The organism is Planctomycetaceae bacterium (assembly GCA_041398825.1).
Classification (GTDB): domain Bacteria; phylum Planctomycetota; class Planctomycetia; order Planctomycetales; family Planctomycetaceae; genus F1-80-MAGs062.
The window spans coordinates 380,817-394,712 of sequence record JAWKTX010000001.1 but is presented as its reverse complement, the minus strand read 5'-3'; the positions used below and the strand labels follow the sequence as shown (position 1 = coordinate 394,712).

The following is a 13,896-nucleotide window of genomic DNA, read 5'->3' as shown; positions in this document are numbered from 1 at the left end:
CTGATCCTGTAAACTATCGCAAGCCAGGTCAGCGACATCATGCTGATCTGGCTTCGACTTCTTTCGGGTCTTCATTTTTCGTTGAGCAACAGACATGACCATCAAGTACACCTGTACCGGCTGTGGTTCAGTCATGAAAATCAAGGATGAAAAGGCTGGAACCAACGCCAAGTGTCCCAAATGCCAGGCTCGCTTTGTGGTTCCTCTCATTTTTGAATCGGCCTCGGAATCTGAAGAAGAGGAACTCGAAACGGTCAGACCCAAATCGAAGAAGCCCGCCCGGAAGCCAATGCCGGTCAAGCTCCCTGCACCTCCGGACGACGATGACGACGACAGTCCCTCCGCAGGGATCCCTGAAGACGATGATGATGATGACATGGAGGCAATGCTGACGTCTACGGTCACGAAAACTTCAGCACGTCCGAACCCGGCGCAACTTCCCGCCGGTATGGACGATGACGATGACGATCTGGACCTTCCACTGGATGTCACTCCCGACCTCCCCAAGACAACTTCGAAGCGATTCGATCCCCTCGATGCCTTGTCGGATGGAAAGCCCGCGGCCTCTCGGCCTTCCGGTGGGGGAGCGCGCAAGGCGTCTGTTGCTGATATGATGCGAGGCTTTGATGCAGGACCATCCGCAGGGGCGTCGGCTGCAACTCAACCACCGGTTCGAGAATCATCAACGGTTTCAGAAACCACGGGAACGGCGGCCGAAGCCCTGGCTCGAGCTTATCAGCAAAAGCGAGACAATGCTTCGACCCCCAAACCGAAGAAAGCCGAACTGTCAGAAGAACAGCAGCTATTCATCGCCTGGCTGAAATCGAACACTCCCATGGTGGCCGGTGTCCTTCTTGCAATTGTTGCTTTGTTCTGGTGGATGGGCACAAAATCCTACAGCGGTCCCCCATTGGCCACAGTAACAGGCACGCTGACAATGGGAGGTGTGCCCGTACAGGGTTACACCGTTCGATTTGTTCCGAAATTGTCGGAGGCGGAACTCACATCCTCAGGGGGCTCCGATGCCCCCATTCCTCGTTCCACATCCGACGGCGTGTCGGACGACAAGGGTAAATTTGATTTGATGTTCACGGCAGAGTACCGTGGCTCGTGTCTTGGGGAACATACACTGGAAATTCTGGATCCATCAGGATTGCCGATCAATGTTCCGGAGAGTTATCTGCTTCAGGATGTCCCTGAAGATGGCCTGTACGACTTAGTATTCGATATCAATTAGTAAACACAGAATTCGTCATGTCCTCCACAATTATCGTTGACTACGGAATGGGCAACCTTCGCAGCGTGCAAAAAGCCTTCGAAAAGGCTGGCGAAGCGGCCGTGATCTCGTCAAACCCTTCGGAAATCTCAGCCGCCCAGCGTGTTGTTCTTCCTGGCGTGGGAGCTTTTCGTGATGCGGCAGCGGCTCTTCGCAATCATGATCTGGTGAATGTCATCAAAGACCATATCGCAGCAGATCGCCCATTTCTGGGTATTTGCCTGGGGCTTCAATTGCTGCTTGATGTTTCGTACGAAGATGGTGAATACGAAGGTCTGGGCATTATTCCGGGGTCGGTCACCCGATTTGTACTGCCCGATGAGTTCAAGATACCGCACATGGGCTGGAACCAACTGATGCCCGGCGCGCAGGTGAAATCATGTCCGTTGTTTGAGCACCTGCCTTCTACGTCGTGGTTCTATTTTGTACACAGTTACCACGTTGTTCCGAATGACGAGAGCTGGGTTGCTGCGAGAACAGATTACGGTGCACCGTTTGTTTCTGCTGTGTGCAAAGGCAGAGTGATGGCCACACAGTTTCACCCCGAAAAAAGCCAGTCGGCTGGTCTGCAGCTGCTGAAGAATTTCCTTTTGGTGCCTGTTGCAGCAACAGTTTCCTGATCTCCGTTTTCACAGGCGTGACCAGCCTTAAGAGAGCGGCATGCCTACCGTCGGCAGCACAGTCCTGTATGTTTCCGAATCTTCGCGCGATCGGCCTCTGATCTTCAGGCGCCCTGACTTTCACATTATTCTGTCCTAGCAGGAATTCAACGTTTCATGATTCAGCTGCTGCCTGCCATCGATTTACTCGAAGGACGCTGCGTGCGTCTTCGTCAGGGCAACTACGACGACAAGACCATTTTTGCCGACGACCCTGTCGAGATGGCGATGCGATGGAAGGATGCAGGAGCCGAGCGTTTGCATCTTGTAGATCTGGATGGAGCAAAGGTCGGTCGGTCGGTGAACGCCCCTGTGGTTCAGCGAATTACTCAAGCCACCGGATTACCCTGTCAGCTGGGCGGAGGCATTCGAAATGAGGAGACCATTCGTCAGGTCGTTGAAGACGCGGGCGTTGATCGTGTCATCATAGGCACACGTGCACTCAGGGAACCGGATTGGTTTCGATCGATGTGCGAACTCATGCCTGATCGCCTTGCTCTCGGCCTGGATGCAAAAGATTCCATGGTTGCGACCGACGGCTGGCTCGAGGTTTCTCAGGTTTCTGCCATTGAACTGGCAGGTTCACTGGTCGGTGTGCCTCTGGCTGCTGTCATCTACACCAACATTGCCAACGATGGCATGATGCAGGGCATCGACCAGGCCACGCTCGATGACTTTCGTACACTGGCTTCTATGGGACTGCCTGTCATAGCATCCGGTGGCGTCACGACGATGGACGATCTGGCGGCATTGAAAAAGATTGCACAGGAAGAACCAGGACTGATTGGTGCAATCACTGGTCGCGCCATCTACGAAGGAACAATCGATGTTGCTCATGCGATTGCGTTCCTGAAGAGCTAATCCAGTCCGGACACCGCTGTGGAATCGCCAGCCAGCCAACTTTCCAGACAAATTCGATCGGCGTTAACGGATGCGGGGTTCTCGAAGATCGGCATCGCGCCTGCGGTCTCTCCGACAGGTTTTCATAAGCTCGTTGAATGGCTGGCGGCGGGATATGCCGCGGACATGAACTGGATGGAACACCGTCTGGAGGCTTATCGGCACCCTGATGGTGTGATGCAGGGCGTGGGAAGCGTGATTATGGCCGCGATGAATTATCATCGTCCCGAAAACTCGGAAGAAGCATCGGCCGACACATCGCCTCGTATTGCTTCCTATACTTTCGGAGCCACGGACTATCACGATTTCCTGAAGAAGCGCATGCGACCGACGGCGAATCTGATTCGGTCTGTGAATCCTCACGAGAAATCCCGCATTGTTGTCGACACAGCGCCTTTGCTGGAACGCGACTTTGCGCGACTTGCCGGCATTGGCTGGTTCGGCAAGAACACCATGTTAATCAATCGCCAGGTGGGCAGTTGGTTCCTGCTGGGAGCGATTCTGACGACCGCCGTACTCGAATACGACGCCCCCTTCGAAAGCGATCATTGCGGAACCTGTACGAGATGCCTGGACGCCTGCCCGACCGACGCTTTTCCTTCTGCCGGGGTGCTTGATGCAGGAAAATGCATCAGCTACCAAACCATCGAAAACCGTACTTCTGACATTCCGGAGCACTTGCGAACATCGTTAGGGCCATGGCTGTTCGGGTGCGATATTTGTCAGGACGTCTGTCCCTGGAATCGATTTGCCCCCGAATGCGACGACCCCGAACTCTACACGAACCGGCACCTGCAGGAGCTGTCCTGCCTGGATGTCCTGATGCTGGACGAGGATGGATTTCGCACGGCATTCCTTGGCACAGCTATGTTTCGAACCGGTCGACCTGCCGTCGTCAGAAATGCCGCCATTGTGGCTGCGAATCTCAACCTGATGCACTGTGTCGATCAACTGAAAGCTCTACTGGCAGATCCCGAACTAATGGTTCGGGAGGCAGCCTCGTGGGCACTCAACAAACTTCAGCCGTCGGCAAAATCCAGCTGACTGCAATTCTGAAGCAGATTTCACCTGCGAGTTGGCGCAGAACCGCACGCGCCGGATGTTGCAACTCAATACAGGCCTTTTCACATCCGGAGGCGGCTGACATACTCCCCCCGAGAATTGCGGCACTCAGCATTTGCCGAATCGATCTTCGGACGACGTCCCGGGCCAGCGCCGATCCGACGGTTTCGCATTCAGAATAATGCCAGACGTGACGGGTCATTTACTGATCATCCAAATCGGTGCGAAATTGTGCCGGAATTGGCACGGGGTTCGCTTCTTGACAGGGCTGCAGATTCTGTCACCTGAATCTGCGGACAATGCATTTCCATGACTCATACAGGAAGGTAGAAAACGAATGGGCCTCATCAAGGAATTCAAAGACTTTGCCATGAAGGGCAATGTCGTTGATATGGCCGTGGGAATTATTATTGGGGGCGGCTTTGGCAAAATCGTCAACTCGATGGTCAGCGATATCATCATGCCTGTCGTTGGAGCTCTTGCCGGCAAAGGAAGCTTTGGCAGCCAGTTCCTTTGGCTTGGAGACGGGGAAAAGCCGGGCAGCATTGCCGACGCTGTGAAAACAGGCGAGCCCTATATCGCCTGGGGCCCCTTCGTTCAGACAACCATTGATTTTATCATCCTGGCCTTTGCCATCTTCATGATGATCAAACTGATGAACAAGGCCCGCGAATTGACTGAAAAGAAGGCTGAAGAAGCGGCCGCTGCTCCTTCCGCCCCACCGGAAGACATCGTGCTGCTGCGAGAAATCCGCGATGCACTCAAAACCAGATAATTGATTTTCGGGATCGAATGCCCGGCATCTCCAGTGCCGGGCATTTGCATGCAATCTTCCAGCACCGATGGCGATTACCTGAGTTGAAGCAGCTTTGCCATGATGGTCGCCATTCTGTTGTGGCCATCCTGAGTTAAATGAATGCTGTCGAACGTGCCTGCATCTGCTGTAAAGACACTTAGCAGTTTCCTCTTGGGAATCAGCACCACACCATGGCGAAGAGCGAGTGATCGCTGAACGTCGCCCCAGGCGTTGTGAAACGGTGGCAAAGGCAGCTCGAACATAAGAATGGCACGCTCCGGATCATCACGTCGAATCGCGTGGAGCAGGTCATCCAGATCCTTTCGGAATTGCGATACCGTCGTTGAACCAAGGAGATCGTTTCCTCCGAGTTCAATAATGAACGCCGCATCTTTCGGAACAGAGTGTTTTCGGAATCGATCGGCGGCCGTGATGACAGTCTCGCCAACATGAGACAGATCTATAATTTCACTCGGCCACTGTTCCTGCAGCAGGACGGGCCACGTTGTGGCCTCTCCTTCACCAAGGCCGGCTGTGACGGAATCAGCAAGAACAACAAGAGCACGCCCTCGGATCGCTTCGATGTCGACACTCGGCTCCCATTGCCAGTAAAGCTCATGGACGATCGCAGTCGTCCAGCACAGGAACGTGATAAGAACCAGATTCCTGCGTTGACCAGCGTCTCTGGTTCGCCAGGCAAATGAAGTTGATAAGGCAAGCGGGATCAGTATCCAAATGGGGAACGGCGTTGATGATGCTGCCACAAACAGCAACCCTGCGATCAGCAGAAGCCAGCGATAGCGAAAACAGACCTGAGCCAGGACCTGCCCAAACCCTGCCGTGGGTTCCCGGGGTGTTGCATCGTTTCCGGATTCTTCAGAAGGCTTCTGCCGCCGCGAAAATCCGAGTCCCGTTAACGCGAACATCACCAGCAGCGCGCCTGTGAAGAATGCCTGTCCGTTTGCGAAATGTGAAACAAGAGGATTCATTAGTGGCTTGGTGCTTAAACAAAAAAGGGCCCGGCATCAAACAGATGCCGGGCCAGTACTCACGGACTCTCAACGGTTTTCATGAGCTCGTTAAGACGAGCTTCCTGTTACTTCTGCAGTTCTTCCGCCTTCGTCTTCAGGTCCGCGGCTTTCTTCACAGCCTCGTCTGACTTCTTTTTCATATCTTCCAGAGTCTTGGCGGCTTCATCCGACTTTTTCTTTGCTTCATCGGCCGCTTTTTTCGTGTCTTCAACTGGCTTCTTTGCGCTCTCTGCTTTGGCCTTTGCTTTTTCGACATCCGCATTGGACTCTGCGACCGCCTTTTCAGCAGCGTCAATCGATTCCTTGCTTGCGCCTGGAGTGGCTTTCGTGTCAGCCAGAACCTTGTTCAGCGTTTCAAGATTCGCAGTTTGCGCGGCAAGCAATTTAGCCGCTGCATCTGCCGCGGTGTTGGCCAGCTCATGCTGTTTGGCTGCTGCTTCTGCGGCAACGCGTGCTTCGTCTGCGGCCTTCGTCGCATCTGTAATCTTCGCTGCAAGCTCTTCGACTTCTTTTGCAGCATCCTCAGCCGCGCGCATCGCTTCTACTTTCGCTCGCTCGCGTTCCTTGCGAAAGTCCGGAACGATTTCAATGTCAGCGATCACGCCTTTCAGTTTTTCTTCGCCCGCTTCTGTAACACCTGTCTGCCAAACGAACAGCTTTTTCAGGTTCTTCAATCCACTAAGCTGCTCCAGGCCGGCGTCGGTAATCTTCGTTTCGTAAAGATTCAGGTACTGAAGATTTTCAAGGGATGCAAGATGAGCCAGACCGGCATCGGTGATCGCGGTGCGTTCCAGGTGAAGGCGTTCCAGTCCTTTCAGTCCAGCCAGATGGGCTAATCCCGCGTCCGTAACTTTTGTGCCTCGCAAATTGACGGACTGAACAGTTGGCTTGTCTTTCAGCACCGCCAGAACGTCGTCCCCAATTTCCTTGTCGGACAGGTGGAAAGCCACCTGAATGCGAGAATCATTCTTCGCCAGCGGCATCGCCTGACCACCGGCGGCTCGAACGGCATCAATCAACTGCTGGTCAACTTCAGAGCCTTCCTGTTGGGCGACCACAGATTTGCACAACATCAACGCGCAGAGAAGTGTTCCAACTAACTTCATCACACTTACCTCGATGAATAAACGTCGAACGAGACACCACCGCTTTCGCAGTGCGTTGCAGCACCGTGGCTGCATTTCCAGTCTGCAGAGTAGGCAGAAGTCTGGCGACGTGCAAGGGGTGGGGCAGATGGCAGTCGATGGAAGCTAAGGACCGTGCAACGCTTCGCTTCGCAACGATTCGGCTCGTGTGCGTACGTCGTTCATGTTATCCATACGCTTCGGCTGCAGGTCGAATTGAAATTGCCGATGATCTGTGATGTGCCTTCCGGCGAAATTATCACTCAGAAAATCCAGCGGAAACTTCTGGTACCACGGGGATGGGATGCTGACCATCTGCGTCTGCGTTTCGTAACCATCTTTCAGCAACTGAATTTCACGGGTTCCGTACCACGTGAAATCCACAGATGCAGGAGTGTAACCAACGTCTTTTCCGTCCACGCGCACCAATGCTCCCGGCGGATTGGAGTACACCGTGAATCGACGATGCACACAACCCGTCTGCAGCAGGATGATGACAATCAGGATGGAATACCAAGAACGCATGGGGTGGTGGCTGACCGGGGTTCAAAGGACTTGATAATCGGCATTCGACGTTTCGCCCAACCAGCTGCGTAGTCTACTTTCAGAGCCAAAAACAGGCCAAGACCAAATCGAACCCACGTTTTTCGGGCCTTTCACGGAAAACACGTGTTGCCAATCTCGCACTGTGACAGGAGTTTCCGGAACCAGCCCGGCGTGCAATGAGGCGAGCAAGGCCGGATTCTCTCCGAATTTCCTCGCGGGTGCTCTGACCAGGCAACGATCGGGCTCAGCAGAAGCCATGCCATTTCAAGACCATTGCCGACAGCGTCCGTTAGTAAGAAACGAAACAATTCCTCCACATTGCTGACATCTCGCAACTTCTATTGCCTGTTCCTGACGGAACTGGCCTGGAGGTACTAACGATTCAGACAATCGTTTCGATGACGGATCCTCGCGTTAGCGGAAATGGTCGACCAGTCTGATCCTGCAGCATCGTGTCGGGCGAATGCCCCAGACAGTGAAACATGGTCGCGGTGACGTCGGCTGGCGTCACAATGTCCGCGACTGGATAAGCGGCATGTGGATCGGATTGTCCGTGGGTCATACCCCCCTGGATGCCGCCGCCTGCCATCGCGATTGAGAAGCAATTTCCCCAGTGATCGCGGCCGGCGTTGCCATTGATCCTGGGAGTATGCCCAAATTCACTGATCCACACCACAAGTGTCTCTTCCAGCATGCCTTGCTGATGGAGGTCTTCGATGAGCGCGGAATAGGTCTGATCCATCATGGGCATCAGAAACGATTTCAGGCTCGCGCAATGATCTCGATGGGTATCCCAGGTTCCGTTGTTAGCTTTGCCATCAACTCGCGTCCAGTTTACCTGAACCAGCGAGACACCCGCCTGAACCAGACGCCGGGCAAGCAGGCACGATTGTCCAAACCGATAGCGACCGTAGCGATCGCGAACGGGATCACTTTCTTCATGAAGGCGAAAAGCCTTTCTGGCCGAGTTACCCGCCAGCAATTCGAAAGCCTGCTGCGACTTCTTTTCGAATTCGTTCTCCGGGTTGATTTGAGCCACCAGGTTGGCTGCCAGGCCATTCCCGTGAGCTCCTGAAACGGCAATCGCCTGCTGACGATATCGATTCAGTTGCTCCAGTAATTGACGTCGGGAATCAAAGCGTCCCGCAGCAATGTCCTGAGGAAAGGACAAATCGGGAACGCTGAAGTCCGACTCCGAAGGATCACAATACAACTGCCAGGGATCGTATTGCCTGCCAAGAATTCCGGCCTTTTGCCCCGGCCAGATAATCTCACCATCATTGGCAATGTGATACGGCAACGCGATGGACGATGGAAGACCATCGGAATCCGGCCGCAGCACCCGCATCATGGCCGCGTGGGAGGGCGAGAGATTCGGAGCCTTTGATGTCACATTCTCCTGACTCAACGGAATATGAGGAACTCCCGTGAGCATCTGATACCCGCTGGAAGAATGGGCCTGATCCTTTGTGACAACTGCCCGCAGTATCGCGAGCTTATCAACATGGCTGGCTGTGCGCGGCATCAGTTCGCCGATGTTGATGCCAGGAACCACTGTTGGAATCGATCCGAATTCGCCACGTATTTGTGAGGGAGCCTGTGGCTTTGGATCCCAGGATTCGTGTTGAGGCGCTCCTCCCAGTAACCAGAACAGAATCACAGACTTGGCTTTGCCAAATCCCGGAGATGCTGCCGAATGGTTCGGCGATGATTCCTGAGGATTTGCGTTCGCTTTCAGGCTCAACAGATGGGGCAGCGTCAGACCAACCGCGGACAATCCACCAATTCGAATAGCCTCACGGCGGGGAATACCATCACACATTTTCAGCGAATGATCATTCAGACTCAGCATCACGCAGGATCTCCGGCGGGCATGGTCAATGCGTTAACAGGGCGGTGGATCGGAAATGGCAGGTATTCAGGTGAGTGGACGGATCATACACTGGCAGGACGGATTTTGTTGAGTCAAATCGGATTCTTTGACTCTCACCCCCTGGCTTGGCTGTTGAAAAACAGACAGGCATGCAGGACGACTGGAAACCATCATGTTTTAAAGTTTCCTGCTCGATCCAGTCCCGTTTTCAACAGACATTCCAGCGGGATTCAGAACGCACTCCTGCTATGCTGCCGACTTCAGACAGCTTCCTGATTTCCCCAAGTTGCACGGGTCTCTCATGTTGATCCTTCGAAGTCGCACTTTCACGGTCTTTCTTCTGCTGATGATTTCTCTCATCAGCAATTGTTCCGTACAGACTTGTGCAAGTGAAGCGGGCAACCTGGTCCGGTCTCCAGCGACTTCGCAGGTCGAGTTCCTGCGGGGACGCGAAGTGATGCAGGCCCTGCAGGAAGTGACAGCATGGTCTGCAGAGGGAGTGTCTCTTGCGCAGCATTTGAACGACTGGCAATCCAGTACCCGCGTCCAGATTATCCGCGACCGAAGAATCGACCCCCATCAAATCATCAAGGTCTCCGCCTTTACCGGAACGCGAGCCGGAATATTGACCCAGATTACGGATGCGATCCCCGGCGTTGCCTGGTGCCTGGCCGAGGATTTTATTTATCTGGGACCAGCGGAATCTGCATGGCGTCTGCCTTCGCTGCTTTCATATCAGAAAAAAAATGCTCAGGATCTCCGTCGTACACTGAAGGGCACTCAAATTCGCATCAGTGCGTCGTCTGTGACCACGTGGCCCCGCGCTTCAGCCCCTCGAGACCTGCTCAATCAGCGATTCAGCGATTCCGGAGTTGCACTCATCGGAACAGAGTCTGTTCCACATGATCTTTGGTCGGCAGGCGAATGGCCCTCGATGAACAGCCTGGAGTTCGGGACCGTCTTGTTAAATCAATTCGACTTGATGCTCACAGCAGGCAAATCAGGCACCGAGCTGCAAATTGCCTCCATCGACCCATCGCTGACGATTGAAGCTGTGTATGCCTTTAACAAAGAGCACAGAGAAAGCCTTGCACAATCCGCGGCTGAAAGTGTCCCGGGCGCCGGAATTCGCTGGGCTGGGGGAACAGTACGTGTTACCGGGACCATTGCCGATCACACATGGTTTCAGAGAGAAGTTCATCGCAGCCGCTGGGCATCGATTTCGAACGGCCAATTGACGGATTCGCTTCGAACTCGCCGATTTTCACTGACAGTCGAGAACGCAACCCTCCGGGCTCTGGTCGACAGCCTTGGACAGAACGGGATTACAATCGAGTTGCCCGAAACCGATCCAGCCTCAGACGAGGGCCGAAGGTTCGAAAAGCTGATGGCATCTCCCGTGGATGTGAAAGCGGTGGGTCAACCGGGAATCGAGTTCTTTCCCGGGGTGTTTGGACGGTTCTTCGGCAAAGTAATCGTCGAAGAGGACAGGGTACGGCTCGAAGGTGTTTCCGGGGGCACCGGAAAGTAGACTCGGTCAAGTGGCAGGTAGAATTCTGCGGCGTTTTCGGAGTCGCGTTTGATTCAACACAGTCGACGAATCAGGCAGTCGGTTCAGTTGGCCGAAGTCAGCGTAAACGTGGCTACCACTGGGAATGAATTGAGCAAACGCTGGATTCTTTTGAATTCCAGCCCTGCAACTTCTACGATACCGGCCGAATTGGAGTGTACGAAGAGCCTACGGATGCCGATTTCAGTTCGAACTGGAGTTCGGCAGCAGACGTAAGTCCAGTCCTGCATTCGCCTTCAAGCTCGGCGAACTGTCTCGTTTTTGGCCCGCGATGAGCTTGTCCGCGGGAATCTCTGCAAATCGCCAGGAAAGAATTCATGTTGAACGTTCCTTCGTCCGGTGCTCTGGACTTTGTTTCTCTGGGTGCAATGGTCCACCGTCTGGATCCAGGCATCATTCCATTTCGCAAAGCAAATAACTTTGCCGTTCACGTGAGCGGTGGCGAATTCAACTGTGCAGCCAACCTGGCAGACTGCTTTCAGTTGAAGACCGGAATCGCAACGGCCATGGTGGACAACCCGATCGGCGACCTGATCAGCGAACGCGTTCGAGCCATGGGTGTTAAGCCGTTCTACAAAATGTTCAAACACGATGGCGTACGCGGACCAAACATGGCAACCGTGTACAGCGATCAGGGACACGGCATTCGTGGCCCGATCGTGTTTTACAACCGAAGTAACGAAGCGGCCGGATTGCTGAAGGCCGGCGACTTCAACTGGGATGAGATCTTTGCTGGTGGGGTGCGATGGTTTCACAGCGGAGGCATTTTTGCCGCACTGTCTCCCACGACTCCGGAAGTTATCATCGAAGGAATGAAGGCCGCCAAGAAAGCAGGGGCCGTGACCTCGTTCGACCTGAACTACCGCGCGAAGCTGTGGCAAATCAGCGGTGGTCTGGATAAAGCCCAGGAGACCCTGAACCGAATCGTCGAAAATGTCGACGTCCTTGTCGGGAACGAAGAAGATCTGCAGAAAGGTCTTGGCCTGAAGGGACAGGATGTCGAAGCTCACGGCAAGCTCGATCCTGCCGCCTTCTTTGGAATGATGGAAGAAGTGGCCAGTAAACTGCCAAATGTGAAGGCCGTTGCGACGACTCTTCGAGAAGTTCATTCGACAAATCGTCACTCCTGGAGTGCCGTTCTGTGGATGGATGGCAAAACGTACCAAGCCAAACAGGCTGAACTGGATGTGATCGACCGAATTGGCGGTGGTGATGGATTTGCATCCGGGCTGTTCTACGGACTGTTGAGCGGCAAGGATCCGCAAACGGCACTGGATCTCGGATGGGCTCACGGTGCCTTGCTGACGACATTCCCGGGTGACACAACGATGGCAACCCTCAACCAGGTAGAAGCCGTTGCTGCAGGTAGCTCCGCTCGAGTGCAGCGATAGCTGGTGCCGGTCATTTATGCCGAGCAGGCAGTTTCAGCAGTGCTGAATCATCTGCTCGGCCCTGACCAGTTTTCAAACGTCCTCAAGGCTTGTAATTCGGCAGGAGTCCTTTCGATCAAAAGGGAGCTGCCTCATCCTTCTTTCAAACGAATACAACCACAATGTCAAAGCATGATATCGGCCTGATCGGCCTGGCAGTTATGGGGCAGAACCTGGTCATGAACATGGCCAACAAGGGATTTTCTGTCGGCGTCTACAACCGAACTACAGAAACAACTCACGAATTCATCAACGGACTGGGAAGTCGCCCTGAAGGCGTTGTTGAAGCAGGGACTCCGGATCGAATTGCCGGCTACGACAAGCTTGAGGACTTCGTCAACAGCCTCCAGTCACCACGACGTGTCATGATCATGGTGAAGGCGGGCAGCCCGGTGGATGCTGTAATCGATCAGCTCAAACCACTACTCGACAAGGGTGACATCATCATCGATGGCGGCAACGCCGATTACGTCGACACAAATCGCCGCCACAAGCAATTGGCTGAAGAAGGATTTCGATTCATTGGAACCGGTGTTTCCGGCGGCGAAGAAGGCGCGTTGAAGGGGCCAAGCATCATGCCCGGCGGCCATCCGGAAGCCTGGCCATTTGTGAAAGATGTCTTCCAGAAGATCAGTGCGAAGGTCGGCCCCAATAACGACATCCCCTGCTGCGACTGGGTTGGTGAAGCCGGGGCAGGGCACTACGTCAAGATGGTGCACAACGGCATCGAATACGGCGACATGCAGTTGATCTGCGAAGCCTACTACATCCTGAAATACGGAGTCGGGCTCACCAATGAAGAACTCTACGAGGTCTTCCGTGAATGGAACCAAAGCGAACTTGAAAGCTACCTGATCGAAATCACCCGCGACATTTTCACGGTGAAAGATCCGGAAACCGGCGAATACCTGGTCGACAAAATTCTGGACACGGCGGGCCAGAAGGGGACCGGCAAGTGGATGAGCCAGCATGCCCTGGATCTGGGCGTTCCCACAACCCTGATTACAGAAGCCGTTTTCGCTCGGTGCCTGTCCGCACAGAAAGACGCACGCGTTCGGGCAGAAGCCGTACTTGCAGGGCCTGACACGAAGTTTGAAGGCGACCGCAAACAGTTTATCGAAGATGTGAAGCAGGCACTCTACGCTTCAAAACTCTGCAGCTACGCTCAGGGTTATGTGCAACTGGATGCAGCCGCGGCAGAGTTCGGATGGAAACTGAACAACGGACCGATTGCTTACCTGTGGCGAGGCGGCTGTATCATTCGTTCGGTCTTTCTGGAAGACATCAAGAAGGCTTTCGATAAGAACCCGAATCTTGAAAACCTCCTGCTGGACGATTTCTTTAAGGCAGCCATCGAAAAAGCCCAACCATCATGGCGCCGCGTCGTTGCGACAGCCATTCAGCTGGGACTTCCTGTTCCAGCGTTCAGCGCGGCATTGACCTACTACGACGGCTACCGCCGAGGCCGACTGCCCGCGAACCTGCTGCAGGCTCAGCGCGACTACTTTGGTGCTCATACCTATGAACGCACCGACAAGCCTCGCGGTGAAAAGTTCCACACGGACTGGATCCGCGAACGAAAAATCTCGTAGAGCCGGATACAAAACGAACTCCCGATCGACGACAATC

Annotated in this window: 12 protein-coding genes; 8 read left to right on the top strand and 4 right to left on the bottom strand. The window is 54.1% G+C overall.

Annotated features, from left to right (window positions below; genetic code table 11):
- Positions 1-94: 94 nt before the first annotated feature.
- From R3C20_01405 to mscL, 5 genes are all read left to right on the top strand, one after another.
- Positions 95-1,237 (top strand): hypothetical protein, encoded by a 1,143-nt coding sequence (locus R3C20_01405; protein ID MEZ6039132.1) that lies wholly within the window; start codon positions 95-97, stop codon positions 1,235-1,237.
- Positions 1,238-1,254: 17 nt separating this feature from the next.
- A complete protein-coding gene (hisH, locus tag R3C20_01400) occupies positions 1,255-1,896 on the top strand; it encodes an imidazole glycerol phosphate synthase subunit HisH (GenBank protein ID MEZ6039131.1) in 642 nt (213 codons plus the stop codon).
- Positions 1,897-2,052: 156 nt separating this feature from the next.
- Positions 2,053-2,796 (top strand): 1-(5-phosphoribosyl)-5-[(5-phosphoribosylamino)methylideneamino]imidazole-4-carboxamide isomerase, encoded by a 744-nt coding sequence (hisA, locus tag R3C20_01395; protein ID MEZ6039130.1) that lies wholly within the window; start codon positions 2,053-2,055, stop codon positions 2,794-2,796.
- Between the two features lie 18 nt (positions 2,797-2,814).
- Positions 2,815-3,879, top strand: coding sequence for a tRNA epoxyqueuosine(34) reductase QueG (gene queG, locus R3C20_01390; protein MEZ6039129.1), 1,065 nt, complete (start codon positions 2,815-2,817; stop codon positions 3,877-3,879).
- Between the two features lie 355 nt (positions 3,880-4,234).
- The gene (gene mscL / locus R3C20_01385; GenBank protein MEZ6039128.1) at positions 4,235-4,672 is read left to right on the top strand and encodes a large conductance mechanosensitive channel protein MscL; all 438 of its coding nucleotides are present in this window, start codon (positions 4,235-4,237) and stop codon (positions 4,670-4,672) included.
- Between the two features lie 74 nt (positions 4,673-4,746).
- Here the strand turns inward: mscL and R3C20_01380 are convergent, their stop codons facing one another.
- The 4 genes from R3C20_01380 to R3C20_01365 form a co-directional block, all read right to left on the bottom strand.
- The gene (locus R3C20_01380) at positions 4,747-5,682 is read right to left on the bottom strand and encodes a GDSL-type esterase/lipase family protein (protein MEZ6039127.1); all 936 of its coding nucleotides are present in this window, start codon (positions 5,680-5,682) and stop codon (positions 4,747-4,749) included.
- Positions 5,683-5,789: 107 nt separating this feature from the next.
- Positions 5,790-6,830, bottom strand: a complete 1,041-nt coding sequence (locus tag R3C20_01375) for a hypothetical protein (GenBank protein MEZ6039126.1) — start codon at positions 6,828-6,830, stop codon at positions 5,790-5,792.
- Between the two features lie 144 nt (positions 6,831-6,974).
- Positions 6,975-7,373, bottom strand: coding sequence for a PEGA domain-containing protein (locus R3C20_01370; protein MEZ6039125.1), 399 nt, complete (start codon positions 7,371-7,373; stop codon positions 6,975-6,977).
- A gap of 403 nt (positions 7,374-7,776) precedes the next feature.
- Positions 7,777-9,246, bottom strand: coding sequence for a DUF1501 domain-containing protein (locus R3C20_01365; protein MEZ6039124.1), 1,470 nt, complete (start codon positions 9,244-9,246; stop codon positions 7,777-7,779).
- Positions 9,247-9,568: 322 nt separating this feature from the next.
- Between R3C20_01365 and R3C20_01360 the strand changes: the two genes are divergently transcribed.
- The 3 genes from R3C20_01360 (at position 9,569) to gnd (ending at position 13,859) form a co-directional block, all read left to right on the top strand.
- The gene (locus tag R3C20_01360) at positions 9,569-10,798 is read left to right on the top strand and encodes a hypothetical protein (GenBank protein MEZ6039123.1); all 1,230 of its coding nucleotides are present in this window, start codon (positions 9,569-9,571) and stop codon (positions 10,796-10,798) included.
- Positions 10,799-11,154: 356 nt separating this feature from the next.
- The gene (locus tag R3C20_01355) at positions 11,155-12,228 is read left to right on the top strand and encodes a sugar kinase (protein MEZ6039122.1); all 1,074 of its coding nucleotides are present in this window, start codon (positions 11,155-11,157) and stop codon (positions 12,226-12,228) included.
- A 161-nt stretch (positions 12,229-12,389) separates the two neighbouring features.
- On the top strand, positions 12,390-13,859 hold the full coding sequence (gnd, locus tag R3C20_01350) for a decarboxylating NADP(+)-dependent phosphogluconate dehydrogenase (GenBank protein ID MEZ6039121.1): 1,470 nt from the start codon (positions 12,390-12,392) through the stop codon (positions 13,857-13,859).
- Positions 13,860-13,896: the final 37 nt, after the last annotated feature.